This is a genomic window from Novispirillum itersonii subsp. itersonii ATCC 12639 (assembly GCF_000381985.1).
Classification (GTDB): domain Bacteria; phylum Pseudomonadota; class Alphaproteobacteria; order Rhodospirillales; family Rhodospirillaceae; genus Novispirillum; species Novispirillum itersonii.
Genome location: NZ_KB907349.1, coordinates 35044 through 60453 on the forward strand (window position 1 = coordinate 35044; position 25410 = coordinate 60453).

Here is a 25410-nt window from a genome sequence, read left to right on the forward strand (position 1 = left end):
GGATGCCGTTCCGCCCGGCCCTGTCTGAGCAGAAGGAAGCCGGGATGACCGCCGCTGTTTTCGATCTGGTGCCGGGCGACAGCCCGCTGGTGATCAGCATGCCGCATTGTGGCACCGACCTGTCCCCCGGTCTGGCTGACCGCCTGACCCCGGAGGCACTGACCCTGCGCGATACCGACTGGTTCGTACCGCGTCTGTATGATTTTGCGCGGGAGTTCGGGGCGACCCTGATCAGCGCCCGCTATTCCCGCTATGTGGTCGATCTCAACCGTCCGGCCAGCGGAGAAAGTCTGTATCCCGGGCAGGCCACCACCGGCCTGTGCCCGGAGACCCTGTTTGACGGGCGTCCGCTGTACCGTGACGGCATGGCCCCCGATGCGGCAGAAACGGCGCAGCGGGTGGAAACCTATTGGAAACCCTATCATGACGCGCTGGAGTCGGCGCTGGCTGCGGCGCAGGCCCGGCATGGCTATGCCCTGCTTTATGATGCCCATTCCATCGCCGCCCGGGTGCCCCGCCTGTTTGACGGCGTGCTGCCGGATCTGAACCTTGGGACGGTCAAAGGGGTCAGTGTGCCCCCGGCGTTGCGGGACCGGCTGGGGATGGTCCTCGATTCGGCGGCGGAAGATGGCTTTACCAGCGTCACAGACGGCCGTTTTATCGGCGGTTACATTACCCGGGCCCATGGTCGCCCGCAGGAAAACCGGCTGGCAATCCAGATGGAGCTGTCGCAGGAGACCTATATGCAGGAAGAGGGGTCTGGAAATTCCCTGCGGTTCACGTACCGTGAAGACCGGGCCGTTCGCATTCAGGCGGTCTTGCGTCGCCTGTTGAAGGTCTATACTGATTGGCGTCCGTAATCCGCTGGCGGGGGTAATCTTCCGGCGGGTCCCGGACTGGCAGACAACCCGGCAGGCAAACGAAGGGCCCGACAGAGGCCCTGCCGCCGATCCCACCGGCCCACCCGGTGGGGCTGTGTGAGGAGATGGGGGAATGAGCCGGATTAAGGTACTTGGTCCCAAAGACTATCAGCGGATGCCCTGGAAAAACGGGCAGGGTATGACCACCGAGATTGCCCGCTTTCCGCCGGATGGCTTTGGCCGTTTTCAGTGGCGGGTCAGCATTGCCGATGTGGTCAGCGCCGGGGCGTTTTCCGCCTTCACCGGCTATGACCGCCTGATCGCCTGTATTGAAGGCGAAGGCATGCGTCTGGTGGTGGATGGCGGAGAGCCGGAGGCTGTGGCGCGTGATGCCCGGCCTTTTTTCTTTTCCGGCGATGCCGCCGTCACCTGCGATCTGATCGGCGGCCCGACCCGCGACTTTAACCTGATCGTTGACCGGGCGCGGATGCGCGGCGAGATGATCCGCCTGCGGGCCGGGGAAAGCTGGACCGGCGGGGCAGACGACACCATTGTCGTGGTCTATTCCCTGCGTGGATCAGTCCGGATTCACGCCGGGGATGCCGACACCCGCCTGACGGAAGATCATACGGCCCGCATTGATGATGAAGGGGTGACGGTCACCGCAGGGCCGGGGGCGGAGGCGCTGATCTCGGTGGTGACCATCCTGCCGCAGGACGGCGACGGCGAAGACGCCTGATCCGGGTTCCCGACAGGCAGAATGACCGGCTGACCGGCGACCGTGCCGGTCACAAAACAGGTGCCGTACAACCGTGTCAGCCGGGATGCGGTCAGGGCTTCTGCCGGTGGGGCTGCGGTGATCATCCGCCCCCGGTCCAGCAGAAGCACCTGATCGCAGAACCGGGCCGCCAGCGTCAGGTCGTGCAGCACCATCACCACCGTACATCCGGCGGCGGCCTGCTGTCGCAGCAGCGCCATCACGGCAAGCTGGTGCGCGGGGTCCAGCGCCGCCACCGGCTCATCGGCCAGAATCACCGCCGGGTCTCCGGCCAGAACCCGGGCCAGATGCACCCGGGCCTGTTCTCCGCCGGAGAGTGCGGTGGCCGGGCGGTCGGCCAGCGTCCTGACATCGGTGGCTGTCATCGCCCGGTCGACGATGGTGCCAGCGTCTGGCCGGTGCTGCCGGGCCAGCAGGCCGAGGCGGACCACCTCCCGCACCGGCAGCGGCCAGTGCAGGCGCTGATCCTGCGGCAGATAGCCGATCAGGCGGGCGCGGTCCCCGGGGCTCAGGGCCGTCAGATCGGTGGTTCCCAGCGTAACCCCGCCCCGGTGGGGCAGCAGCCCGGCCAGAGCTTTCAGCAGAGTGGTCTTTCCTGCACCGTTGGGGCCGAGGATGCCGGTGATGGTGCCAGCCGCACAGGCAACGGTCAGCGGATGCAGGGCCGTCCGGCCCTGCCGGAGAACCGTAACGCCGGTTAAGAGAAGGGACTGGCTCATGGCAGGGCCTCGCGCAGGTGACGCCGCAGCAGCAGCAGCAGAAAAAAGGGTGCCCCGATCAGGGCGGTGATGACGCCGACCATCAGTTCCTGCGGGGTCGGCAACAGGCGGACCGCCAGATCGGCGGCACAGACCAGCAGGGCCCCGCCGAGGGCGCTGGGCAGCAGCAGGCGGGCCGGATCGTGGCCGGTCAGCGGGCGCAGCAGATGCGGCACCAGCAGACCGACAAATCCGATCGACCCCGCAACCGTGACGGCCCCGCCGATCATTGCCGCCGTGCCGCCAACCACCCGCAGGTACAGGGCAGGCAGGCGGATCCCCAGGGTGGTGGCGGTGTCCTCGCCCAGAGTCAGCGCCCGCAGCCCCCGGGGCGCGGTCAGGATCAGCAGACTGCCGCAGGCGATCAGCGGGGCAGCGGTGGCGGCATCGTGCAGGGACCGGTCTTTGAGGGACCCCATCAGCCACAGCACCATCTCTGACAGGGCGTAAGGGTTGGGGGCCAGCGCCATCGCCAGCGAGGTCAGGGCCACCGCCAGACTGGACAGGGCAATGCCCGACAGGATCACGGACAGCGTATCGCCGCGCCGTGTCAGCGTCAGCAGCAGGGCCGTGGCGAGCCCCGCCCCGGTCAGGCTGCTGGCTGCCGGGGCCAGTGCCCATACTCCGGCGAGACCGAAGTAGAGGGCGATGACGGCCCCCAGACCGGCACTGGCAGAAACGCCGATCAGGCCGGGTTCGGCCAGCGGATTGCGCAGCAGGGCTTGCAGGGCGGCCCCGCCAAGCCCCAGCGCCCAGCCGACAAGGACGGCCAGAAGCACCCGGGGCAGACGGATTTCCAGCAGGATCAGCCGGTGGCGTGGGTCACCTTCCCCCATCGCGGCCAGCAGGAGGTCGGCGGCGGGCAATGGGCTGCCGACGGTCAGGCTGACGGCGCCGCATACCAGCAGGCCGAGCAGCAGAACAAAAATCAGGGTGCGGTCCTGCATGATCGGTCATCTCCGCCCGCGAAGGGTTAACAGGGCCTGCGACAGGGTTTCCGCCGCCATTGCCAGCCCCCAGTTGCCGCAGACCCACTGCGCACCGGGGACGGTGACCACCGGCCCGCTGAAGGCATAGGCCCCGCCCCGGCCGCGCTGACCGCGCAGGGAAAAGGCGGTCCGGTCAAAAAAGCTGTGGATCATCACGGCGGGCGGATCGAGGATCAGGGCCTCCGCCGGAACACCCGTCCATCCGCTCAGGCCGTAATGCCGGGCCTGATTGTCCAGACCGTTCAGGTCCATGATCCAGCCGACGAAAGTGCCCCCGGCGGCGGTGCCGCCATCCGGGCGCAGGTACAGGGCGGTCTGCCCGTTTCCGGCGGCGGCCCTCTGGACTGCGGCCAGCCGGGCCCGGACCTCTGCAATCAGGGTCTCGCCCCGCTGCGGGTGGCCGAGCGCCTCTGCGGCGCTGCGGATCATCGTCTCGACCCCGGCCTGATCATTGGTCAGCGGAAGCCGCAGGACCCTGACGCCCAGCCGTTCCAGCAGTCCGGCGGTGGCCTGCCCGGTCCAGGCGTCGGTGATCATCAGATCCGCTCCGGCGGCAAGATAGGCTTCGGCCCCGGCGGTCTGGGCCGGATAGGACCGGGCGGCGTCAACCAGCAGGGACAGGGTGGGGTCGTGGGCCTGTGGGGACAGACTGATGATCTGCCCCGGGTCTGCCAGCCGGAGGACCAGCTGGTCAGCGCACAGGGTGGCGCTGGCGACCCGGGGCAGGTCAGCCGCCGCCGCCGGGGTACAGGCAAGGCATGCCGTCAGGGCCAGAACCCGGCCCGGCAGGTGGCGGAGCATCGCTTATCCCCCGCAGGGAAAGCCGGTGGCGGTGCGGTCCAGCGGGTCCGGCGGCAGCCCAAGATAGCGTTCCCGCACGGCGTCCCACAGGGCAAGACGGCTGTAATCCGGCTGTTTGAGGATCTTGTCATTGTCCCTCAGCAGCGGGTTGGGGAAGAAAACCGTCAGCTGGTTTTCATTGGCCCCGTTGAACAGCCGCAGGCCCCAGCTGCGCGGGGTGCCGTCGCGGCTGATGGCGCGGTACAGCTCTGCCCGGCCGGTGCGGCGCAGGCGACCCAGGCCGTCGTCGGTCGGGTTGCGCGAAGACCCCCGGTTCAGGCCGATGCAGACGTGAAAATGCCACAGTCCGAAATCGACGGTCAGATAGCCGTCGTGGCAGCGCACCCGCCGGGGCGGGGCCGGAACCCGGATTTCAAACACCGCCCCCTGTATCAGGGTGCCGAAGACAATTTTGTCCCAGTGGTTGACGAACAGATCGTCGAGCAGAACCAGCAGAAAATCCTGATCGGTCGGCAGCGGGAAGATATCGACATCACCGCTGCCGGGCTCATGGACCCGGACCGGCGGGGCGGGCAGGGTCGGGGTCATTGCCGGAGAAATATGGGGAAGAGAGGACATGATGGGAACCTTTTGAGTCTGGAGACAGAAGGGGCCTCAGAACGAGACGGTGACACCGGCATAGCCGGACCGGCCGGGGGTGCCGTATCCGGGGTCTTCCTCGTAGCGGGCGTTGAACAGGTTCTCGATGCGCAGATGCAGGTTGACCGCTTCGGTCACGTCCCACGCGGCCCGCAGATCGGCGGTCCAGAATTCGTCGGCCCGCCCGGTCCAGCTGTTGGTGGTGTTGTCGCGGTAGTGCAGACTGGTGCCGACGGACACATCCTTGCGCAGCTGCCAGTCAAGGCCGCCCCCGGCCTGATGCAGCGGGCGGTCCCGCAGGCGGGTGCCGGTCAGGGCGTTGTCGGCCTGCATCCACGTATAGCTGGCGGTGGCGCGCAGGGTATCGGTCAGCTGCAGGGCGCTTTCCCATTCCACCCCTTTGACCTTGGTGCGGTTGAGGTTGACATAGCCGCCGCCGTTACAGCCTGCCCGCAGGGCTGCGCCGCCCTGAAAGGCGATTTCATCCTCGGTGGTGGTCCGGAACAGGCTGACCCCGCTTTTCACCCGGTTGTTCAGCAGGCTCTGGTCAAGCCCGATGTCCCAGCCTTTCGCCGTCTCCGGGCGCAGGCTGTCGCGGCCATAGCAGGGATCAAAGCGTTCATACAGCGATGGGGTCTGCCAGCTGGTGCCGTAGCTGCCGCGCAGGGTGGTGCCGGTGGCGGCGATGGTATAGGCGCTGCCCAGCCGCCATGTGCCCTTGCCGCCGAAATCATCATGGGTGTCGCCGCGCACGGTGGCCGACAGATTCAGATTTTCCAGCGGTGTGACGCCAAGGGTGGTGAAGGCCCCTTTTTTCCAGAAATGGGCATCCAGCGGCCCGGCGGTGGGGGCAAAGCCGGGGGTGCGCTGCTCGATCCGCTCGCGGGTGGCATCGCCCCCGAAGGCAAGGCTGACGGTGTCGGTCAGGGCATAGGTGCCGGTGTAATCCAGCCGGGTCTTGCCGCCGTCGTAGGTGTCGCCTTTGGTCCCGAACCCCCAGTACTGGCGGGTGGTGAGGGTATCGGCAATGCCGAACTGGCTGATCAGCGCCCCGGACAGGGCGCTGTGGGTGCCACCCAACCGCAGGGCCTGTTCGGTTTCATCCCGGTCCCAGTCCCGGTCCTGCGTGGAGGCATCGTAGAACACGTCCCGGCGTTGATACCGGGCGACGGCCTGCAGGTGCAGGGTGTCGCTGGCCTGAACCCCGACGGTGGCGTTCAGGCCCCATTGGTGAAAGGGATCGTCTTTTTCGCCGCCCTTAAAGTCTGAATAGCCGCCGATATCAGCCCCGGAGGCCGACAGCCGCCAGTCCACCGGCCCCTGAAGGCCGGAGGCATTGGCGAAGGCGCGTTTGGTTTTGTAGCTGCCCGCCTCAAGTCCGGCCTGCCCGGCGAGCGGGGCGGTGGGGCGGCGGGTGGTGATGACGATGACCCCGCCGCCGGTGTCGGCCCCATACCGTCCGGTCTGCGGGCCGCGCAGCACATCGACGCTCTCGATATCCCGCAGATTGATTTCAGTCAGCTTGTACTGGGACTGAGCCTGACTGGTGTCGCTCATCTCCATGCCATCGACAAACACCCGGACCCCACGGGCCCCGATGCCGCGCAGGCTGACGGCCCGCTCCAGTCCGGCGCCGCGCTGCGGGCCGAGGGTGACGCCGGGGATGTCGCGCAGCACGTCTTCCAGCCGCCGGGCCTGCCGCTGGTCAAGTGTGGTCGCGGTGACGGTGGAGCGGGCGGTGCTGCTGCTTTCCTGCGGGACGGACCCGGCACGGGCCTGTGTCTCTGCCGCGGTGACAGCCGGGCTGGCATTGACGGACAGAGGGGGGAGCGGCTGCGGGCCTGTCTGCGCCAGTGCCGGGGGGATCGCCAGCAGGGTCAAAAACAGGGAAGAGGGGAGAAGAAACCGAAACGTCATCATTGCATTCCCGGTAAGGGAACGGGCGCGGTGGCCCGCCCCGGTGAAGGACAGGCACCAATGACGGCTCAGGCAGGGCTGCTGGACTGCGGACGCACGGGGGCGTCCGGGAGGACGCAGAAGCCCGGACCCGTGGTGCCGACATCGGTGATGCGCGCCACCACAACGGGCTTACCGCACCCCTGGCACACCCCGACCAAAGGTAAAGTGACGCTGTCTGCGGCAGGTCTCCTGGCTCACGGGTCATCATCCGCTGCCGCCTTCCCGGCTGCCGACGCAGGGTCGGGCCAGTGGCATTGTGACAGGGACTCGCCGTTCACAGTTGCGGGGACAGCCACGGCTTGAGAGTCGGAGTCCGTTCCTCTCTTCCGTCGTTCCCTTTTAATCCCCCGGCGTTTGACCGTAGGGGGAACCGTAGACAGCTTCAGCGCTACCGAATTCACCCCCGGATTGTCAAGGGAAAGAGAGGCTGATGGTGATTGTTGTATATTAATCACATAATCGGCGATAAATGTCACAGTCCGGGCTTTTGGGGCTTGGCTCTGCGGGGCGAACGCGCTATATCGAAAGCATTAACGCAACTGTCGGTTAAAGGAGACGGTCCATGAGCGCATTTTCCGGTCTGTCCGTATCCGCCATCCGGTCAGGCAGCGTGCATCACAAACGCACCGCCTGATCAGGCCACCGACGAGCCCACGGGCCCCTCTGCGGTTCTGCGGCTCCGGCTGATGCCGGGCTGCTTTCACGACAAAACCGAATGCCAGCCGCTTCTGCCGAAGCGGGGATGACGGTCCGGTGCGGCGCTGCCGCCATCGGTTAGGACGCCCCGGGGGCGATCCTCCGCAGGATACCCGTTTTTCTTCACCGGACGCCGGAGTCTTCATGCTTCGCCGTCCCTGTTGCAGGACCCTGCCCGGAGGACCCGGACGGGGCAAAACTGACATGACTGATATCGGACTTCCCCCCGGCCCGGCGGCTCCGTCGGCGCTGTCGGGGCAAAATACCGCTCAAAAGACTGCCCAGACGATGGGGCCTGAAGGGGGGCTGGCTGCCGCTGCGCCGCTGGCCGAGACCCTGAAGCCGACCCTGCGCCGGACGTGGCGCTTTGTGGTGATGCACTGGCGCCGTCACTGGGGACTGGTGCTGGCGATTGCGCTGGCCACCACGCTGGCGGCGGTGCTGGAAATCATTCTGCCGGTGTTTGCCGGAAAACTGGTGGATGCCCTCAGCCATACCCAGACACTGGGCCGCGATGCAGTGCTGGATCTGGCCCTGTCGGCGCTGGGCATGATGGTCGGCCTTGGCGTTGGCATGCTGCTGCTGCGGATCGGGGTCTATGCCGGTCTGACGGCCCTGACCCCCCGGATGATGACCGATGCGGCGCTGGATACCTTCCGGCGGGTCCAGAAACTGTCCACGGACTGGCATGCGAACACCTTCGTCGGCAGCACCGTGCGCAAAATCGGGCGCGGCAGCTGGGGGTTTGATGAGCTGAATGATGCCATTCTGCTGGCCATGCTTCCGTCCTGCGCCGTGCTGGTCGGGGCGGTGGTGATGTTTGCCCTGCACTGGTCGCTGCTGGGGGCTGTGGTGCTGGGGGGGGCGGCGATGTATGTGGCGGTGACGGTCAGCCTGTCTCTGCTGTATGTTGCCCCCTATGCCACCCGGGCCAACCGCTGGGACAGCCGGATGAGTGCGGTGATGGCCGATGCGATCGGCTGTAATGCCGTGGTCAAGGGATTCGGGGCGGAGGAGCGGGAGGAACGCCGCCTGCGCCGGGTGCAGACCGGCTGGAAGCGCCGCACCCGCGCCACCTGGCTGCGGGGCACCCGCTCGGCACTGGTGCAGCAGGTGATGCTGGTGACCCTGCATGCCACGATTGTCGGGCTGGTGGTGTGGTTCTGGTGGCAGGGGCGGGCCTCTGCCGGGGATCTGACGCTGGCCCTGACCGCCTACGGGGTGATCCATGCCCACCTCAGCGACATCGGCCACCATATCCGGACCTTCCAGCGGGCCATGAACGATCTGGAAGATATGGCGGTGCTGGCTGACTGGCCGCTGGGGGTGGAGGACCGGCCCGGGGCACCGGCGTTGCCGAGGCCCCGGGGAGAGATCCGTTTTGAAACGGTTTCTTTCACCTATCCGGCCCAGCAGCGCACGGTGTACCGCGATTTCAGCCTGACGATTCCGGCGGGGCAGCGGGTCGGGCTGGTCGGGCCGTCCGGTTCCGGCAAGACCACTTTCATCAAGCTGGTGCAGCGCCTGTATGACGTTGACAGCGGTGCGGTGCTGCTGGACGACATCGATGTGCGGGCCGTGACACAGGCCAGCCTGCGGCGGCAGATTGCCATCGTGCAGCAGGAGCCGTTGCTGTTCCACCGTTCGCTGGCTGACAACATCCGCTATGCCCGGCCTGATGCCAGTATGGCAGAGGTCGAGGCTGCGGCGGCGCTGGCCCATGCCGATGTGTTCATCCGCCGTCTGCCGGACGGTTATGCCACGCCGGTCGGCGAACGCGGGGTAAAACTCTCCGGCGGGGAACGGCAGCGGGTGGCTCTGGCCCGGGCTTTTCTGGCGGATGCGCCGATCCTGATTCTCGATGAGGCGACCTCCAGCCTCGACAGCGAGTCGGAGGCGATGATTCAGGATGCGATGGAGCGGCTGATGCAGGGCCGGACCACGCTGGTGGTGGCGCACCGCCTGTCCACCATCCGCAGTCTGGACCGTATTCTGGTGTTCGATCAGGGTGTTATCCGCGAGGATGGCAACCACGACACCCTGATGCGGATCTCCGGCGGGCTGTACCGCCGTCTGGTGGACCGCCAGAACGGCGGCCTGATCGACGGCTGAGACCGGAAGGGGGGCGGAAGAGAAGGGCGGGAATGCCGGACTCTTCCGTACCTCGAATTGATTATAATCAATGTCAGGCCGAAGGGGTTTGCTTAGGGTGCGCTCCGCCCGTGCCGGAGTCTCCGCGCGGGGTTTCCGGTGGCGGACCTCCCTCCCTGCCGGAAAAATCGAAACGGCTTTCCTGCGTGCCGTGCTGGCCGCCCCTCCGGTTCCTGCCGGGCCGGAGGGCGGCCTATTTTTCTTTCTGACAGAAAAATAATAACAATTACAATATGTTGCCGATTTATCCGGCGACATCGCCCGCCGCTGTACCCCGGCGTTATGGTGCGCCCTTCTGTTTCCGGTATCCGGTTGGAGACCCGAAGGGAGACCCCGAGAATGCCCCTGTCCCGCCTGCTTGCGGCGGCGTTGCCGCCGGTTCCGTCCCAGATTCCTCTTCCCGGGCTTGACCGCCTGCTGTCCCCCCGTCTGGGCGGACGGCTGGACGGGATGACCGGCGAAGTTCTGATCCGCCCGACCGATCTGCCGCCCGCTGCCACCGGTGGGGTGCCGCTGGCGGTCAGCGTGCGGATCGGGGCCGGGGGACGTCTGCGCTGCCGGGTGGTGCTGCGCCCCACCCAGACGGCCGAGGCGGAAATTCATGCGCCGCTGGCGACCCTGTGGACGCTGATGTTCGGCGGCGGGCTGGATGGTGACGGCAGCTTCTTCGCCCGTACCCTGCGGATGGAGGGGGATACCGCTCTTGCGATGGCCTTGCGCTATGCGCTGGAAGACGCCGATCTGACCCCTTCAGAGGTGCTTGCGGCCCTGCCGCCGCTGCCGGAGCGGCTGACCCGCCCGCTGGCCGACCGTCTGATCCACCATGGCCGGACCGTCGGCACCGTTCTGCGCCGCTGGCAGGATCGCCTGCTGGAGCCGCTGGCCCGGCGGATGCAGCGGCTTGAGCATGACATGGCGGGTCTGGAAGGGACGGTGACCGCCCTGTCCGCCCGGGCCAGCCGGATGGATGCCCGCCGGGCCCGGCCCACGGAGGGCCTGCAATGACGCCCCCCCGTCCGATGCCGGAACTGGTTTGCCCGGCGGGAACCCCTGCCGCCCTGAAGGCTGCGGTCGATGCCGGGGCCGATGCGGTGTACTTCGGCTTCCGGGACCGCACCAACGCCCGTAATTTTCCCGGACTGAATTTCTCGCATGAGGAAGTCCGCGATGCGGTGGCATTCTGTCACCGGACCGGCGTGCGGCCGATGGTCGCCATCAACACGTTCCCCGATGCAACCGATGAAACACCGTGGCACCGGGCGGTGGATACCGCTGCCCGGGCCGGGGCCCATGCGGTGATTGTCGCGGATGCCGGGGTGGCGGCCTATGCCGCCCGGACGTGGCCGGATCTGCGCCTGCATCTGTCGGTGCAGGCATCCGCCGCCAACCCGGAGGCGATCCGCTGGTACCGGGATGCCTTTGGCATCAGCCGGGTGGTGCTGCCGCGTGTATTCACCGTCGATCAGGTGCGGGACACCATTGCCGCCGTGCCGGATGTGGAGATGGAGGTCTTCGTGTTCGGCGGCCTGTGCGTGATGGCTGAGGGCCGCTGTTCGCTGTCGTCCTATGCCGCCGGACGGTCCCCCAACAAGGATGGGGTCTGCTCTCCGGCGGAGCGGGTGCGCTATGAGCAGGACGGGGCGGTGATGGTGTCGCGGCTGGGGCCGCATGTGATCAACCGCTTCGGACCGGGGGAGGAAGCGGGGTATCCCACCCTGTGCAAGGGCCGGTTCAAGGCCGGGGGGCAGGCGGGGTACCTGTTTGAGGATCCGGTCAGTCTGGATGCCGGGCCGATTCTGCCGGATCTGGCGGCTGCCGGGGTTGCCGCTTTCAAGATAGAGGGCCGCCAGCGTGGCAAAGCCTACATCAGTGCGGTGGTGAAATCGCTGCGGGAGACTCTGGGCGGTGGCACCGCCAGGGTGGCGGACCGTCAGCGCTTTCTGGAAGGGGGCCGCGCCACCGAGGGCGCGTACCGGAAAAGCTGGCGGTGACGGAGGCACGAGACATGACCCTGCATCTGACTTTGGGGCCGGTTCAGTACAACTGGCCGGTGGAGCGCCGGAGGGAATTTTACCGGCAGATTGCCGCCTCGGCGGTGGATACCGTGGTGCTGGGGGAGACGGTCTGTTTCCGTCGCAGCCCGTTCCTGCGGGAGGCGATGGCCGAAGAGGCTGCCCTGTTATTGGCCGCCGGGAAACGGGTGGTGCTGTCAACGCTGGCGCTGGCGGTCTCGGCGGCGGAGCGGGCCGATGTGGCCGCCCTGTGCGGACAGGCTGACCTGCTGACGGAGGCCAATGATGCCGGGGCGCTGTATCATCTGCGCGGGCGGCCCCACTGGGCCGGGCCATTCCTGAACACCTATGCCCCCGGGACGCTGGCGGTGCTGGCGGCCAACGGGGCAGAGCAGGTCTGCCTGCCGTGGGAGCTGTCGCTGGACAGTCTGCGCCCGCTGGGCCGGACGGCGGCAGGCCTGCGGCTGGAGGTGCCGGTGTTCGGGCGGGTGCCTCTGGCGATTTCGGCCCGGTGCTATCATGCCCGCCTGCATGGCCTTGCCAAGGATGGCTGCCAGTACGTCTGTGACCGCGATCCCGCCGGGCTGACGGTGGAAACGCTGGAAGGGGCCGATTTCCTGCGGATTAACGGGGTCCAGACCCTGTCAGGGGCGGTCCATGCCGCCATTCATGAGGTTGCCGCCCTGCGGGAGGCCGGGGTGGAATCCCTGCGCCTGATGCCGGAGGCCGGGGACATGGTGGCGGTGATTGCCGCCTTCCGGGCTGTGGCGGACGGGCAGGCTGACCCTGAGACCGCCGAGCGGGTGATCCGGGAAGCGACCGGCGGCGAGCCCCTGTGCAACGGCTTCCTGCACGGGGTTGACGGTACCGCCTGGGTGGGGGAGGCCGCGGCCTGAGGGGGCGTTGATACAGGTCAACGTCAGATTTGCCGCGTTGCGGCATGCTGGGGGCCTGTCCGGTTGAGTCCGTGAGTGCCCCGATGTCTACCGTCCAGACTGATCTGTTGCCATGTGCCCCGCATGATGCGGCCTGCCTGCCTGTTGATCCGGCGGTGGAAGCAACGGCTGCGGCGTGGGAACGGGTCTTCCCCGATCCGGCTTTACGCAGCCGGGTGCCCCGGGGGGCGGTTCTGGCCGACCCCGGAATGCCGGTTACGGCGGTGAAGGTCTGTCTGGGCGGATTAGTGCTGATTTCCGGTCAAATGGCCGGGGTGTTCGCCCCGGTAGAACAGGCCGGGCGCGGCTATGTCGCCGGTCTTGAGGCTCTGGGGTCCGGCGGGGAAACCGGCCTGCACCGCTGGCAGGTGCGGGCGGTGACGCCGGTGGACGTGCTGACGGTGCCAGCGTCACGGGCTCTGGCAGCACTGGCCGCCGACCCGGTTCTGGGCCTGACGGTGCTGGCCGGGCTGACCCGGCGCCTGCATGACGGACTGGCGGCGGTTGAGGCCCAGAAGCATGTTCCGGCCCGGCTGCGGCTGGCACGGTATCTGCTGGGCGTGCTTGACGGTGGCAGCCGGGTCTTGCCCCTGCCGAAAAAAGATGTGGCAGGATTGCTGGGAATGACCCAGCAAAGCCTGTCGCGCCTGCTGCGTGAGTTGCGGCAGGATGGGGTTGATGTGCAGGGGGCGGTCATCCGCTGTGATGACCGCGACCGTCTGCGGCGGCTGTGCGACCCTGAAGATCTGTGGTCTGACAAGGATTTTGCCGATGCCGGAGACTGATCTGTTTTCCGGTCTGCTGACCGCAGGCGCGCGGCAGGTGGTCGCTGCCGGGCATCCGCTGTTTGTGGCCGGGGATCCGGCGGAACAGCTGTTTTATGTCTGCGCCGGAACCGTCAAACTGTTCGGGGCGGCGGGGGCGGAAAACGTGCTGCATGTCGCGGCTGCGGGCGACTGGATCGGCCTGTCCGCGCTGGTGGATGGCCGGGCTTACGCGCTGGGGGCGGAGGCGCTGGAAACCGCCACGGTTCTGCCGCTGCGTCGTGGGGATGTCCTGCGCTGGCTGCGGGCCCATCCGGTGGCGGTGACGCAGGCACTGGCCCGTCTGAGTGCCCGTTATCAGGACATGGCGGACGACCTTCTTGCCCTGAAGGTGCTGACCCCCCGTCAGCGTCTGTGCCGGTATCTGGTGCAGCAGATCGGGGAGGAGCCGGTGTCGGGGCCGGCGGACGTGGTGCTGACCGAACGGCATGCGGTGATTGCGGCGCGGATCGGCCTGACACCGGAGAACCTGAGCCGGGCTTTCACCCGTCTGCGCGGCGACGGAGTCGCCCTGCATCACCGCCGGGTGGCGGTTGCGGACACTGCCGCCCTCCGTCTTCTGGCCGGGAGACAGGGGGCTGAACAGGCCGATTGTGCGGATTTTCATGACTGATCGGTATAAAATGCATTCGGGGAATTGCCGGATCGGCCAAACCGCATTATCTCTGGCACGAACTGATGGCGGGACAGGACCTGCCCGGGCGACTTTCGGGGATAGGTGTGCAAATGCGAGTTGTTGCGGCCCGCAAGGGTAAAGCGGTTATGGCGGTGTCGGCTCTGGTGATGCTTGCGGCCTGTTCGCAGGTGCCCGACTACACCCCCGAGACGGGCCCGCTGCCGGGTGCCTGGCACAATCCCGGCGTTTCGCCGCTGGCTTCTGCGGTGGTGACCGATACGGCAGTGATCGCCCCGGAAGACCGCTGGTGGGAAAGCTTCGGCAGCGCCGAACTGAACCGGCTGATCGAACAGGCCCTGTCGGACGGCAATGATCTGAAAGCGGCCGTGGCGCGGATCCGGCAGGCGCAGGCCCAGCTGGGCACTGCCGAAGCCCCGGAATGGCCGAGTCTGTCGGTCAGCGGCGGTGAGACCGCAGCCAAGCGGTCGGCCAGCTCCCGCACCACCAGCGGCGACAGCGCCCGCAGCTATTCTCTTGGGCTCAGCGCCAGCTACGAAGTTGATTTCTGGGGTAAGCGGGCCGCGTCGGTGCTGTCGGCGGAAAATGCCCAGCAGCGCAGCGCCGTGGCCCAGATCCGCACCCAGATCGCGGCGCTGGAGCTTCAGCATGCGCAGGCCCTGAACGCGCTGGCGGCCCTGCTCGGCAAGTCTGCCGGTGAAATCAACGTGCAGGCCCCCGGCCTGTCCGGGGTGGTCCTGCCGCCGGTAAAGCCGGGTCTGCCGTCTGACATCCTGCGCCGCCGCCCGGATCTGCGCGCGGCGGAAGCCCGCCTGCTGGCGGCCAATGCCAACATCGGCGAAGCGCGGGCCCGCTATTACCCGTCCCTGACGCTGACGGCGGAACGTGGCTTCTCCAGCGCGGCTCTGTCGTCGCTGCTGACCCCGGCCAGTGCCATCTGGTCGATCGGGGGCAGTCTTGCCGCGCCGCTGTTTGACAACGGTGCGATTGACAGCGCGGTTGATCAGGCCAATGCCCGCCGTGAAGAACTGGCGGCGACCTATCGCCAGAGTGTGATCGACGCCCTGCGCGATACTGAAGATGCGCTGGCGGCCAACCGTTGGCTGACCGAGCAGGAAGACCGTCAGGGTGAGGTGGTGACCGCCTCGCGCGAAGCGCGGCGTCTGGCCGATATCCGTTACCGGGGTGGGGCGGTTGCCTACATGACGGTGCTGGATGCGGAACGGACCCTGCTGCAGGCTGAAGATGCGTCGATTCTGGTGCGTCTGTCGCGCCTGAATGCCGGGGTGAACCTGAGCCGTGCCGTTGGCGGCAGTCTGTCGCTGCCCGCAGTGGAACCGGCTGCCAAGCCGTAAGCAACACCCTTTAGGTGTATGTGTTATAAAAAAAACCGGCCCGGAGTGTTCTGGGTCGGTTTTTTTGACTTTAATATTGAGAATCAGTGTTAATTGCAGTATGGCGAAGGGATAAAATATAGAATTCAGCGCTCAGTGATGAAAGGCAGCCGTGATGACCACTTCCTCCCCGGGCCGGTCCGGGCCGGAGCAGGCGTCGCCGGGGTCCACAGCAGACTCCGGGCCTGACCCTGTGCTGCAAAGAGGGACGGAGAACGGGCCGTCGGGGACAGGGGCCGGTCTGGTCCGTCTGACCGACCTGCTTGGTACCCGCCGTGAGATTTCCATCCTGCATGGGGACGCGGTGTATACCCTGCGTCTGACGTCGAACAACCGCCTGATCCTGACCAAATAGGGGCCTGCGGTGCTGTTTTTGTGAAAACCGCTGAACCGGATTGCCGGTGAAGCGTTAGGACTGACAGGGCAAGCCAGCCAGTTTCTCTGCCACAGGTTTCAGTGATGAGGCCGGGGTGGGGCCGCCAGCCAGCCTGACAGCCGTGGTTTCCGGGGTGCTGTACGCGACAGCCGGAAGCCACACCAAAAATGTGGATTGCGGGCTGTGGATCGGGGACAATGCCCCGTCACAGACATCCGCTGATCAATGGCTGTAGACCGGACCGCTGACGGTGCCGGGCTGATGGAGTTGAGGACTGATGCAAGCCCACGATCTCTCCCTGATCGGACTGTTTATGCAGGCTGATCTGCTTGTGAAGGCAGTGATGATTCTGCTGGTTCTGGCCTCGGTGGCGAGCTGGAGCATTATTCTTGACCGCAGCATCCGCCTGATCCGCCTGAAGCGTCAGGCGGCGCGGTTTGAGGATGAGGCCGCCCACGCCCCGCTGGATGCCCTGTCGCACGGCCCGCTGGCTGACAGCATCCTGTCGGCGGCGCAGACCGCCTGGCAGGACCGCACCGCCGATGAAACCCGCAGCGAGGTACGCGACCGTATTGAGCGGTCGATGCGGTCGGCGCTGGCCCGCAACCTGCGCCATCTGGAATCCGGCCTGCCGTTTCTGGCCACCATCGGCTCTGCCGCGCCGTTTATCGGTCTGTTCGGCACTGTGTGGGGGATCATGAACAGCTTTACCGCCATCGCCAAGTCGCAGGATACCAGTCTGGCGGTGGTGGCCCCCGGTATTGCCGAGGCGCTGTTTGCCACGGCGATCGGTCTGGCGGCGGCGATCCCGGCGGTGATGGCCTATAACAAGCTGGCTGTTGATCTGGGCCGGGTGGCGGCGCAGATGGAAGAGGCGATTTCGGCCATCGGCAACCGTCTGGCCCGTCAGGCGGTGCGCCCGTCTTCTGCGGGTCTGTCGCAGGCGGCGGAGTAAGATCATGGGCATGGGTGTCGGAGGGCCGTCAGGCGGGCGGGACAGTTACCGTCCGCTGTCAGAAATCAACGTGACCCCGCTGGTTGACGTGATGCTGGTGCTGCTGATCATTTTCATGGTCGCGGCACCGCTGATGACGGTCGGGGTCCCGGTGGATCTGCCGAAAACGACGGCGGAGCCGGTCAAGCCGCCGAAAGACCCGGTGGTGGTGACGTTGACGAAAGACGGCAAACTGTTTCTGCTGGAACAGGAAGTCCCGGCTGACCAGCTTGATCAGCGCCTGAAGGCGCTGGCGGCGGAAGATCCGTCCCGGCTGGCCTATGTCCGGGCTGACCGTGGCCTGGATTACGGGCAGGTGATTGATCTGATGGGCCGGATCGGCCAGAGCGGTTTCTCCAAAGTCTCGCTGATGGCGGAAATGCCGCAGGGTGGAGGCGCCCAGCCGTGACGGCCGACAGTGCGGTTATGCCCATGATGACGGCGGTTCCTGCCGGTTCGCCCCGTCCCCGCTGGGCGGCAGCCGGGACGGCTGCGTCGCTGGTCGTTCATGGCGGCCTGCTTGGCGTGCTGGTCTGGGGCACCCTGCGGGAGCCCCCGCCGCCGCAGATGCCGTCAGAACAGCCGGTTGAGATGGTGTTTGTTGCCCCACCTCCGCCGCCTGCTCCGCCGGTGCCGCAGCCGGTGACCGAACCGCCGCCGGAACCGCCGCCGCCCCAGCCGGTGCCGCCGGAGCCCCCGGTCATTGAGCCGCCGCCGCCGGTGATCACCAGTGCTGCGGCGGTTGCCCCGCCACTGGCCAAGCCACCGGAAAAGAAGAAGCCGCCACCGAAGAAAAAAGAACCCCCGCCGCCGCCTGCTCCTGCAGCTCCGGTGCCGGTGGTGGAAACGCCGCCGGTGCAGGCCCCGGTTTCTCCGGCCCCGCCTGCGCCGCCGCAGATCCGGGGTCCGGTCTCGGCAACGCCTGACTATCTGGGGCTGGCATCGGCCCATCTGCAGAAGTACCGCGACTATCCCCGGGCAGCGCAGCGCCGGGGGATTCAGGGGCGTGGGGCGGTGCTGATCGTGCTTGGCCGTGACGGTCATGTGCGGTCGGTCACGGTGCGTCAGTCCACCGGCAGTGATCTGCTGGATGAAGCGATGCTGAAAACGGTCGAACGTGCCAATCCGCTGCCGCCGAATCCGCAGGCGGATGGACCGGATCTGGAACTGCTGCTGCCCTTTGATTACGGTCTGCGCTAAGGCCGGGGCTGAGCCCGATTCTGTGCCGATCATGGGGACAACGACATCAACCGGCTTTCCGACCTCGGGAAGCCGGTTGTTTTATGGAAAACAGATCGCCGACTGCGGGCGGTGAGGGGGCTGACGGGTCCGGGTCTTCCCGTAAAGTGGGAATGTCTGAACTTAATATGCCGGTCGGGAAAATTATTTTCCCGTAATATGGGACTATCGTCTTTTCTGACTGTCGGTGTGCGGATTACAGTCCGGCTATTGACAGACGCCGTCAGCGGAGGGGAGAGACCATGCCGACACCGTCCTGCCCGATGCCGGAACGGGCTTTCCTGATTTTGCAGCAGATTGCCGCCGCACCGTCGGCGCTGACGGTGCGGGCTCTGGCGGCAACGCTTGGGATGCCGCTGTCCAGCACCTACCGCCATATCGCCGTGCTGGTGCGCTGGGGGCTGGTGGTGGAGCTGGGGCAGAGCGGGCGCTACACCGCCGGTCCCTTGTGCCTGCAGCTGTCGATGCACTTTCAGGACCGGAATGCGCTGGTGCTGCAATCCCGGCCGGAAATGGTCCGGCTGGCGGAAAGCAGCGGTGAGACGGTCGCTCTGATGGTGGCGACCCACTATCAGGCGATCTGCATAGATATGATTGAAAGCCGCCAGACCCTGCGCTGTGCTTTTGCGCCGGGGAAAGGTCAGCCCCTGTCAAAAGGGGCGACGGCGATGACCCTGCTGGCTTTTATGCCCGAAGGTCAGCGGCAGGTGGCGCTGGACGCGTATCCGCATCAGGGGGGAGAGGCCGCCCTGTTGGAAACAGTGCGTCAGCAGGGCTATGCCGAAAGCGACAGCATGCTGGATCCGGGGGTGTGGGGCGTCTGCGCCCCGCTGCTGGCGGATGGCGGGCGTCTGGCCGGGGCCCTGACCCTGATGGCCCCTTCCGGTCGGGGCAATCAGGACCGTGAACGCCTGATCAGCCTGACCCTGCGGGCGGCGGGCAGGATCAGCGCGGCCCTGACCGTAGACTGATTTCCTCTGTTTGAAGGACTGACACAGAATGCATGTGGCGCCGGACATGGGCCGCTGGAGCGGACGTATTGACTCTGAAGGGGATCTGGCCCGGCGCTGGCATCAGGTGATTGCCCCGTGGACGGAGCTGTCCGCCCCCGGGGTGGCCCTGCTGGGGCTGGCCAGTGATGAAGGGGTACGCCGGAATCAGGGCCGCCCCGGGGCAGCCGAAGGCCCTGCGGCGTTGCGCCGGGCTCTGGCCGGGGTGCCGGTGCACGGTTCCCGCCCGCTCTGGGATGCCGGTGATGTCGTGTGCGAGGATGGCAATCTTGAGGCGGCGCAGCAGGCTGCGGCGCAGCAGGTGGCCTGTCTGCTGGCGAACGGGCAGTTTCCCGTTGTGATCGGCGGCGGCCACGAGGTGGCCTATGCAACCTTCTGTGGTCTGGAGGCGTTTCTGGGCTCTCCGGCGGATACTCCCCGCATCGGGATTATCAATTTTGATGCCCATTTTGATCTGCGGCAGGCCGGAGAAAGCACGTCGGGCACGCCGTTTGCGCAGATCGCGGAGCGGTGTGCAGCCCGGGGCTGGCCGTTCCGCTATCTGTGTCTGGGCGTGGCGGAAACCGGCAACACCGGCGCGCTGTATGCCACGGCCCGCCGTCTGGGGGTGCAGTGGATCAGTGACGGGGCCCTGACCGGCTGGCGCCTGACAGAGGCGGAGCAGGCGGTGGATGCCTTTATGGCCGATTGTGACCACCTGTACCTGAGCATTGATCTGGATGTGTTTCCCGCCGGGCAGGCCCCGGGGGTCAGTGCCCCGGCGGCCTGCGGTGTGGCCGTGCCGGTGGTGGAGGCCCTGATTGAGCGGATCAGGGCCAGCGGGCGGCTGCGGCTGGCGGATATTGCCGAACTTAACCCCCGCTTTGATCAGGACGGGCATACCGCCCGGCTGGCGGCCCGGCTGGTGCACCATCTGTACCGCTAAAAAGCCGCAGGAAAACAACAGGATGATAACAGGAGGGATCGTATCATGATTGAAATCAGCCTTGATGCCGTGCAGACCACGGCGCTGGCCGTACTGCTGCTGCTGCTGGGACAGGTGATCAAGCGGCGTGTCGGCGTGCTGGAGCGGTTCTGCATACCGGCTCCGGTGATCGGTGGCTTTGGTATGGCACTGCTGATGCTGCTGTTCCGGGAAACCGGACTGGTGAAGGTCACCTTCAATACCGCATTGCAGACGCCGTTCATGGTGGCCTTTTTCACCACGGTCGGCATTGGCGGCAGCATCGCGCTGCTGCGGACCGGCGGGGTGATCCTGTTTGTCTATCTCGGGGTCTGCTGGACGGTCGCGCTGTTCCAGAACACCTTTGGTCCGCTGGTCGCCTCGCTGGTCGGTCTTGATCCGGTGCAGGGGGTGATGGCCGGTGCGGTCTCGCTGCTGGGCGGGCATGGCGGGGCTGCGGCCTTCGGCCCGATGGCAGAGCAGATGGGGCATCCCGGTTCGACCACCGTGGCGATTACCGCCGCCACCTTCGGTCTGGTGTCGGGCAGCCTGCTCGGCGGGCCGCTGGGGGCCTGGCTGGTCCGGCGGCATGGGGTTGAGATTGCAGCCGTTGATGTGAAATCGGCAGCGCCCGCATTCCACGATCATGATGATGATGTCAGCGTCACCAGCCAGTCGCTGATCGCCATGACCGGCCTTGTGCTGGTGCTGATGGTGATCGGGGCGCTGCTGTCGGGCTGGGTGCAGCAGGCGACGGCCTTTGTGCTGCCCGCCTATGTCGGGGCGATGGTGGCGGCGATTATTGCCCGTAACCTGAACGATGGCCTCGGCCTGATCCGCCTGAACACCAAAGCGCTGGATGCGCTGTCGGACCTGACGCTCGGGGTGTTCCTGACCATGGCGATGATGACGCTGAAAATCTGGGAACTCTATGATCTGGCCCTGCCACTGATGGTGGTGCTGGTGGCGCAGGTTCTGGCCCTGCTTCTGCTGGCCGCGTTTGTGGTGTTCCGCCTGCTGGGCCGGAACTATGATGCGGCGGTGATGTGTGCCGGGCTGATCGGGCATGGTCTGGGGGCGACCCCCAACGCCATTGCCAATATGAGCGCCATGGCCCAGCGGTTTGGGCTGGCCTCGCCGCGGGCGCTGATGATTGTGCCGCTGTGCGGTGCGGTGCTGGTCGATATCGTCGCCATCCCGTTCCATGCCTACATGATCAATATCCTCAGCTGAGGCTGAGCCGCTTCCGCCGCCGGGCCATAATCCCGGCGGCGGAACGGCATGATGCTGGCGGCCCATGGACACCGGGGGCATTTTCCGCGACCATGAAGGGTCTGTGATCTGCCGCCGGAGGACACGGTGATGCGTTTACTGTGGATCATGCTCGGCTGGGTGTTTATGGCGCTGGCGGTGCTGGGGGTTATTCTGCCCGGTCTGCCGACCACCCCCTTTGTGTTACTGGCGGCATGGGCTTTCCATAAAGGCAGCCGCCGCTGGGCACAGTGGCTGGAACAGCACCGGCTGTTCGGCCCCCTGCTGCTGAACTGGCAGCGCCACCGGGTCATTCCCCGCCATGCCAAGGTTGCCGCCATGACCATGATGGCGGTGTCGCTGGTGTATCTGACAGTCTGGTCTGAGGTGCCGGGGCTGGCGGTGGCCGCCATCGGTGCGGTGATGCTGGGCAGTGCATCCTGGATGCTGTGGTGCCCCAGCGCCAAACCACAGCAGACGGAGGGTGCGGCCGAGCGCCCCGGCGACCCGGTATAAACCCTGTGCCAGCACCGGCGCTTTGTGGTTGAATGCCGGTGTCGTCTTTGCGGTCCGGGCAGACCGGCCGCGTGACCGTCACCGGAAGGTTCGCATCCTATGGCACAGCACTCTGACCCGGGCCGGTGTCCGTGACCCGCAGCATGACCGAAGCGGAGGTCCGGCGTTACGCCGCCCGTGCCCTTTCTGAGCTGTTTGACAGCCTGTATGAAGGGGCCTTCGCCATTGATACCGGCGGGCGGGTGACGTGGATGAATCACAAGTTTAAGGCCCTGATCGGCTGGAACGGCACCGAAGCCATCGAAGGGCAGCCGATTGATGAGGTATTGCCGCACAGCCAGATGAACCGGGTGCTGGAGACCGGGCGGGCTGACCTGCTGGACATCGTTCCGCTGGGGCGGCGTCAGCTGACGGTTTCGCGCCTGCCGCTGCTGAAAGAAGACGGCAGCCTGATCGGGGCGATGGGGGTGATCCTCTATGACCGCCTGAATTCCCTGCGGCCATTGGTTGACCGGTTCCAGTCCCTGCAAAGTGAGCTCGACACCGCCCGGAAGGAGCTGGCCCGCAGCCGCGCCGCCAAATACAGTCTGGCGATGTATGTCGGGGCTTCGGCTGCGGTGCGGACCCTGAAGCTGAAGGCCCGCCGGGCGGCGGAGCGGGATGTGCCGGTGCTGATTACCGGCGAGACCGGTGTGGGCAAGGAACTGCTGGCTCATGGGATTCATGCGGCCTCGGGCCGCGCCGGAAAGCCGATGGTGCGGATCAACGTCTCGGCGATTCCGGAAGGGCTGCTGGAGGCGGAACTGTTCGGGGCGGCCCCCGGTGCCTATACCGGGGCAGACCGCAAAGGCCGCGAAGGCAAGGTCCGGCTGGCCGATGGCGGTACGCTGTTTCTCGATGAAATCGGTGACATGCCGGTGCCGTTGCAGACCAAGCTGCTGCGGGTTCTGCAGGAGCAGGAAATCGAGCCGCTGGGGGCGAACACCGTCATTCCGGTTGATGTGCGGGTGATCAGCGCCACCAGCCGCGATCTGAAGGCAATGGTCGAGGCCGGACAGTTCCGCGCGGATCTGTATTATCGCCTGAACGTGCTGCCGCTGCATGCCCCGCCGCTGCGCGACCGGCGGGAAGATCTGCCGCTGCTGTGCGATACCCTGCTGGAAGAGATTGCCACCCGCTCCGGCGGGGTCCCTCCGGCGCTGACCACTGCGGCGCTGGACCGTCTGGCCGCCCATCTCTGGCCCGGCAATGTGCGGGAGCTGCGCAATGTGCTGGAGCAGGCGGTGGCGGAAACCGACGGTGAAACGCTGGATGTCGGTGCGGTTGTGCCGCTTCTGCCGGTCCCGGTCCCGGTTCCGGCCCCGCCGCTTATCCCCCCTGCGCAGGGTGTGCCGCCGTCATCCGCCGGTCCGGTCCGGCCCCTGCGCGATGTTCTTGCTGCGGCGGAGCGGGACGCGATCCGCGCTGCTCTGGCCGAAGCGGGCGGAGTCCGCAGTCAGGCAGCACGCCTGCTGGGCATTTCGCGTGCGCAGTTTTATGAAAAACTGGCGGCGCATGGCCTGATGGAGGGGGACCGGACCCCGGCGGAATAACAGGATTTCTGCGGTCTTTCGCCGGATCGGGAAATGGGGTAGGGGAAGGGCCAAACCTTTCTGCCCCCTGTCAGGGATCGTACACGATGATCAAAGTTGTCCGGGCCAAGCTACATGGCCTGTGGGTCACCAATGCCGAGCTGCACTACCATGGCTCGATCACGCTTGACCCGGAAATCTGCCTGCGTGCGGGTATTTATCCGCTGGAATTTGTTGAAATCTGGAATAAGGCCAGCGGGGCCCGCATTTCCACCTATGTGATTTTCGGCGAGCCGGGGTCACGCTGCTGCATTCTGAACGGGGCGGCGGCCCGGACCTGTCAGGCCGGGGATGAGGTGATCATCGCCGCTTCCAGCTATGTGCAGCCGAAGGAGCTGTATGATCTGCGCCCGAAGGTCCTGACCTTCCACCGGGATAACAGCGTGGCCGAGGAGCTGTCGTATTCGGTGACCGAGACCCCGGCCAATCCGTTCCATTTTGAAATCCATGAAGACGCGGTGTTCGCCGGGGCGGATCCGGCCCAGCAGGCGCACAGCCAGCGGCGGGATGAGATGAAGCGTGACATGATGGCGGCAGGGCTGAGCGAGCATCAGGCCCTTGACCTGCTGGCCAAACACTTTTCAGAAGCGGATCCCGTTCTGTAACAGGACATGCCATGCTGCCCTTCCTGACCGATCTCGCCGTTTTTCTGCTGCTGCCGCTGTTGGTCTGGCGGCTGGTGCGGCCTGTGGTGCCGCTGGCGGTGGTGCCGGTTCTGGTCGGTCTGGCGGTGGCGGGGCTGGCGGCGTTGAACGGTCAGCAGGGGCCGCAGTTTCTGGCCCCGACGGCGGTGGGGGATGCCCTCGGGATGTTGGGGGTGATTTTGCTGGCCTTTTCCGCCGGTCTGGAAGGGCGGGATCCGGGGCATCTGACGCCGGGGCATCTGGCTTCGGGGCTGGCGGAAAGGGCCCCGTCGTCACCGGGGCGCATTCTGCGGTCTGCCGGGGTGGCGCTGGCGTTGCCGTTCGTCGCCGGAACGGCGCTGGCATGGGGCCTGCTGTCAGTGGCAGAGGGCTGGCAACCTGATGGGCTGCCGAAAGAACTGGCGGCAGCGTCGATCGGCCTGTGCCTGGCGGTCAGTGCTCTGCCGGTTCTGGTGGCTCTGCTGCGGGAGCTGCCGTCGGGCCTGCGCCCGTTGGGGGCGGTGGCGGTCCGGGTGGCGGCGCTGGACGACATGGCGCTGTGGCTGGGCCTTGGTCTGCTGATGGCGTTGGGGCGGTCGCAGGCGGTCAGCGTCGGGTTTGGTCCGGCGGATGTGCTGGCCCTGCTGGTTCTGGGGACGCTGCCGTTTCTTCTGTCATTTTTGGGGCAGGTAAGAGGAGGGAGCGGTCCGGGGCATCCGCTGCCGGTATGGGGCGGGGCGGCGGTGGTGCTGACCGTTTCGTCACTGGCCACTGCGCAACTGGGCCTGCACGCGGTGCTGGGCGCGTATTTCGCCGGGATGATCCTGCCCGCCCGGTGGGCGGCGCGGCTGCCGGAACAGACCATTGGCCGGTGGGCCCTGCTGGGGTTGGCCCCTTTGTTTTTCGGGCATCGCGGGCTGGCCATTGATCCCCGGCTGCTGACCCCGGATGTACTGGGGTGGGTGGCCCTGCTGTTGCTGGTGTCGATGGTCACCAAGATTGTGGCGGTTCAGTGGGTGCCGCCGGTGCCCGGCCTGTCCCGGCACCGGCGGCTGACGCTGGGGGTGTTCCTGCAATGCAAGGGGCTGATGGAAATCGTTGCTGCGACCCTGCTGATGAACAGCGGTCTGCTGACCGCGACCACTTATGCGGCGCTGGTGATGCTGGCACTGGTTTCCACCACGCTGACCGCCCCGTTGATCCGTCTGCTGACGCCGGGATGTTTAGAGCCGGAAACAGCTAAGATGTCCGGGATTCCGGACGGATGCCGGGTGTCCGGAAAATCAGACATCGCCTGAAACTATATTAAAATCAGTAGAGTATCCCATTTTTCTTCAGGACTGTCCGGTTTTCAGGACAGTCCCACTCTGGGGTGAAGATCCGCTGAGATCCGCGAA

At 66.4% G+C, this 25410-nt stretch carries 25 protein-coding genes and 1 riboswitch; of the genes, 20 read left to right on the top strand and 5 right to left on the bottom strand.

Annotated features, from left to right (window positions below; all coding sequences use genetic code 11):
• Positions 1–44 precede the first annotated feature (44 nt).
• Together hutG (G365_RS0116155) and G365_RS23160 are read left to right on the top strand one after the other, a co-directional pair.
• Positions 45–860: an N-formylglutamate deformylase gene (gene hutG / locus G365_RS0116155; RefSeq protein WP_026345426.1), complete on the top strand. Its 816-nt coding sequence runs from the start codon at positions 45–47 to the stop codon at positions 858–860.
• A gap of 133 nt (positions 861–993) precedes the next feature.
• A complete protein-coding gene (locus tag G365_RS23160) occupies positions 994–1599 on the top strand; it encodes a HutD/Ves family protein (RefSeq protein WP_019646574.1) in 606 nt (201 codons plus the stop codon).
• On the opposite strand, the gene G365_RS23635 is transcribed toward G365_RS23160, so the two are convergent.
• The 5 genes from G365_RS23635 to G365_RS0116185 are packed head-to-tail and all read right to left on the bottom strand — an operon-like array spanning position 1485 to position 6745.
• Positions 1485–2357 (bottom strand): ABC transporter ATP-binding protein, encoded by an 873-nt coding sequence (locus G365_RS23635; protein ID WP_081628598.1) that lies wholly within the window; start codon positions 2355–2357, stop codon positions 1485–1487. The two genes, G365_RS23160 and G365_RS23635, sit on opposite strands and share 115 nt — an antisense overlap.
• Positions 2354–3343, bottom strand: coding sequence for a FecCD family ABC transporter permease (locus G365_RS0116170; RefSeq protein WP_019646576.1), 990 nt, complete (start codon positions 3341–3343; stop codon positions 2354–2356). Before G365_RS0116170 ends, G365_RS23635 begins: the two co-directional genes overlap by 4 nt.
• A 6-nt stretch (positions 3344–3349) precedes the next feature.
• The gene (locus tag G365_RS0116175) at positions 3350–4186 is read right to left on the bottom strand and encodes an ABC transporter substrate-binding protein (RefSeq protein ID WP_019646577.1); all 837 of its coding nucleotides are present in this window, start codon (positions 4184–4186) and stop codon (positions 3350–3352) included.
• A 3-nt stretch (positions 4187–4189) separates the two neighbouring features.
• Entirely contained in the window at positions 4190–4804 is a 615-nt protein-coding gene (locus tag G365_RS0116180) for a DUF7676 family protein (protein WP_019646578.1), read from the bottom strand.
• A gap of 36 nt (positions 4805–4840) precedes the next feature.
• Entirely contained in the window at positions 4841–6745 is a 1905-nt protein-coding gene (locus G365_RS0116185; RefSeq protein ID WP_019646579.1) for a TonB-dependent receptor plug domain-containing protein, read from the bottom strand.
• 201 nt (positions 6746–6946) lie between these two features.
• A riboswitch (cobalamin riboswitch) is annotated at positions 6947–7174 on the bottom strand.
• Positions 7175–7684: 510 nt separating this feature from the next.
• Here G365_RS0116185 and G365_RS0116190 point away from each other — a divergent pair.
• The 18 genes from G365_RS0116190 (at position 7685) to G365_RS22035 (ending at position 25311) form a co-directional block, all read left to right on the top strand.
• The gene (locus G365_RS0116190; protein WP_245554770.1) at positions 7685–9592 is read left to right on the top strand and encodes an ABC transporter ATP-binding protein; all 1908 of its coding nucleotides are present in this window, start codon (positions 7685–7687) and stop codon (positions 9590–9592) included.
• Between the two features lie 378 nt (positions 9593–9970).
• Entirely contained in the window at positions 9971–10636 is a 666-nt protein-coding gene (locus tag G365_RS23165) for an SCP2 sterol-binding domain-containing protein (protein ID WP_019646581.1), read from the top strand.
• Entirely contained in the window at positions 10633–11622 is a 990-nt protein-coding gene (gene ubiU / locus G365_RS0116200; protein WP_019646582.1) for a ubiquinone anaerobic biosynthesis protein UbiU, read from the top strand. Before G365_RS23165 ends, ubiU begins: the two co-directional genes overlap by 4 nt.
• 14 nt (positions 11623–11636) lie before the next feature.
• Complete coding sequence (gene ubiV / locus G365_RS0116205; protein ID WP_019646583.1) at positions 11637–12539, top strand: ubiquinone anaerobic biosynthesis protein UbiV; 903 nt, start codon at positions 11637–11639, stop codon at positions 12537–12539.
• Positions 12540–12622: 83 nt separating this feature from the next.
• Positions 12623–13363, top strand: coding sequence for a Crp/Fnr family transcriptional regulator (locus tag G365_RS23170; protein WP_155976333.1), 741 nt, complete (start codon positions 12623–12625; stop codon positions 13361–13363).
• Complete coding sequence (locus G365_RS0116215) at positions 13350–14015, top strand: Crp/Fnr family transcriptional regulator (protein ID WP_019646585.1); 666 nt, start codon at positions 13350–13352, stop codon at positions 14013–14015. The genes G365_RS23170 and G365_RS0116215 overlap by 14 nt, the downstream gene beginning before the upstream one ends.
• A 113-nt stretch (positions 14016–14128) precedes the next feature.
• On the top strand, positions 14129–15391 hold the full coding sequence (locus G365_RS0116220) for an efflux transporter outer membrane subunit (protein ID WP_019646586.1): 1263 nt from the start codon (positions 14129–14131) through the stop codon (positions 15389–15391).
• Positions 15392–15545: 154 nt separating this feature from the next.
• The gene (locus G365_RS22020) at positions 15546–15785 is read left to right on the top strand and encodes a hemin uptake protein HemP (protein WP_019646587.1); all 240 of its coding nucleotides are present in this window, start codon (positions 15546–15548) and stop codon (positions 15783–15785) included.
• A gap of 298 nt (positions 15786–16083) precedes the next feature.
• Positions 16084–16761, top strand: coding sequence for a MotA/TolQ/ExbB proton channel family protein (locus tag G365_RS0116230; protein ID WP_019646588.1), 678 nt, complete (start codon positions 16084–16086; stop codon positions 16759–16761).
• A 4-nt stretch (positions 16762–16765) separates the two neighbouring features.
• On the top strand, positions 16766–17209 hold the full coding sequence (locus G365_RS0116235) for an ExbD/TolR family protein (protein ID WP_019646589.1): 444 nt from the start codon (positions 16766–16768) through the stop codon (positions 17207–17209).
• Positions 17206–18000: an energy transducer TonB gene (locus G365_RS22025; protein ID WP_020722890.1), complete on the top strand. Its 795-nt coding sequence runs from the start codon at positions 17206–17208 to the stop codon at positions 17998–18000. Before G365_RS0116235 ends, G365_RS22025 begins: the two co-directional genes overlap by 4 nt.
• A gap of 281 nt (positions 18001–18281) precedes the next feature.
• Positions 18282–19010, top strand: coding sequence for an IclR family transcriptional regulator (locus G365_RS0116245; protein WP_026345429.1), 729 nt, complete (start codon positions 18282–18284; stop codon positions 19008–19010).
• 28 nt (positions 19011–19038) lie between these two features.
• Positions 19039–19974, top strand: coding sequence for a formimidoylglutamase (gene hutG / locus G365_RS0116250; protein WP_019646593.1), 936 nt, complete (start codon positions 19039–19041; stop codon positions 19972–19974).
• 45 nt (positions 19975–20019) lie between these two features.
• On the top strand, positions 20020–21225 hold the full coding sequence (gene gltS / locus G365_RS0116255) for a sodium/glutamate symporter (RefSeq protein ID WP_019646594.1): 1206 nt from the start codon (positions 20020–20022) through the stop codon (positions 21223–21225).
• Positions 21226–21354: 129 nt separating this feature from the next.
• The gene (locus G365_RS22030; RefSeq protein WP_019646595.1) at positions 21355–21759 is read left to right on the top strand and encodes a YbaN family protein; all 405 of its coding nucleotides are present in this window, start codon (positions 21355–21357) and stop codon (positions 21757–21759) included.
• A 131-nt stretch (positions 21760–21890) separates the two neighbouring features.
• Complete coding sequence (locus G365_RS0116265) at positions 21891–23351, top strand: sigma-54 interaction domain-containing protein (RefSeq protein WP_245554771.1); 1461 nt, start codon at positions 21891–21893, stop codon at positions 23349–23351.
• Between the two features lie 86 nt (positions 23352–23437).
• Positions 23438–23995: an aspartate 1-decarboxylase gene (locus tag G365_RS0116270; protein ID WP_019646597.1), complete on the top strand. Its 558-nt coding sequence runs from the start codon at positions 23438–23440 to the stop codon at positions 23993–23995.
• A gap of 11 nt (positions 23996–24006) precedes the next feature.
• Complete coding sequence (locus G365_RS22035; protein WP_019646598.1) at positions 24007–25311, top strand: cation:proton antiporter; 1305 nt, start codon at positions 24007–24009, stop codon at positions 25309–25311.
• Positions 25312–25410 lie beyond the last annotated feature (99 nt).

Bases quoted from the DNA above. Each gene is read 5' to 3' on its own strand.
- hutG (WP_026345426.1), top strand. From the start codon at position 45: ATGACCGCCGCTGTTTTCGATCTGGTGCCGGGCGACAGCCCGCTGGTG.
- G365_RS23160 (WP_019646574.1), top strand. From the start codon at position 994: ATGAGCCGGATTAAGGTACTTGGTCCCAAAGACTATCAGCGGATGCCC.
- G365_RS23635 (WP_081628598.1), bottom strand. From the start codon at position 2,357: ATGAGCCAGTCCCTTCTCTTAACCGGCGTTACGGTTCTCCGGCAGGGC.
- G365_RS0116170 (WP_019646576.1), bottom strand. From the start codon at position 3,343: ATGCAGGACCGCACCCTGATTTTTGTTCTGCTGCTCGGCCTGCTGGTA.
- G365_RS0116175 (WP_019646577.1), bottom strand. From the start codon at position 4,186: ATGCTCCGCCACCTGCCGGGCCGGGTTCTGGCCCTGACGGCATGCCTT.
- G365_RS0116180 (WP_019646578.1), bottom strand. From the start codon at position 4,804: ATGTCCTCTCTTCCCCATATTTCTCCGGCAATGACCCCGACCCTGCCC.
- G365_RS0116185 (WP_019646579.1), bottom strand. From the start codon at position 6,745: ATGATGACGTTTCGGTTTCTTCTCCCCTCTTCCCTGTTTTTGACCCTG.
- G365_RS0116190 (WP_245554770.1), top strand. From the start codon at position 7,685: ATGACTGATATCGGACTTCCCCCCGGCCCGGCGGCTCCGTCGGCGCTG.
- G365_RS23165 (WP_019646581.1), top strand. From the start codon at position 9,971: ATGCCCCTGTCCCGCCTGCTTGCGGCGGCGTTGCCGCCGGTTCCGTCC.
- ubiU (WP_019646582.1), top strand. From the start codon at position 10,633: ATGACGCCCCCCCGTCCGATGCCGGAACTGGTTTGCCCGGCGGGAACC.
- ubiV (WP_019646583.1), top strand. From the start codon at position 11,637: ATGACCCTGCATCTGACTTTGGGGCCGGTTCAGTACAACTGGCCGGTG.
- G365_RS23170 (WP_155976333.1), top strand. From the start codon at position 12,623: ATGTCTACCGTCCAGACTGATCTGTTGCCATGTGCCCCGCATGATGCG.
- G365_RS0116215 (WP_019646585.1), top strand. From the start codon at position 13,350: ATGCCGGAGACTGATCTGTTTTCCGGTCTGCTGACCGCAGGCGCGCGG.
- G365_RS0116220 (WP_019646586.1), top strand. From the start codon at position 14,129: ATGCGAGTTGTTGCGGCCCGCAAGGGTAAAGCGGTTATGGCGGTGTCG.
- G365_RS22020 (WP_019646587.1), top strand. From the start codon at position 15,546: ATGACCACTTCCTCCCCGGGCCGGTCCGGGCCGGAGCAGGCGTCGCCG.
- G365_RS0116230 (WP_019646588.1), top strand. From the start codon at position 16,084: ATGCAAGCCCACGATCTCTCCCTGATCGGACTGTTTATGCAGGCTGAT.
- G365_RS0116235 (WP_019646589.1), top strand. From the start codon at position 16,766: ATGGGCATGGGTGTCGGAGGGCCGTCAGGCGGGCGGGACAGTTACCGT.
- G365_RS0116245 (WP_026345429.1), top strand. From the start codon at position 18,282: ATGCCGACACCGTCCTGCCCGATGCCGGAACGGGCTTTCCTGATTTTG.
- hutG (WP_019646593.1), top strand. From the start codon at position 19,039: ATGCATGTGGCGCCGGACATGGGCCGCTGGAGCGGACGTATTGACTCT.
- gltS (WP_019646594.1), top strand. From the start codon at position 20,020: ATGATTGAAATCAGCCTTGATGCCGTGCAGACCACGGCGCTGGCCGTA.
- G365_RS22030 (WP_019646595.1), top strand. From the start codon at position 21,355: ATGCGTTTACTGTGGATCATGCTCGGCTGGGTGTTTATGGCGCTGGCG.
- G365_RS0116270 (WP_019646597.1), top strand. From the start codon at position 23,438: ATGATCAAAGTTGTCCGGGCCAAGCTACATGGCCTGTGGGTCACCAAT.
- G365_RS22035 (WP_019646598.1), top strand. From the start codon at position 24,007: ATGCTGCCCTTCCTGACCGATCTCGCCGTTTTTCTGCTGCTGCCGCTG.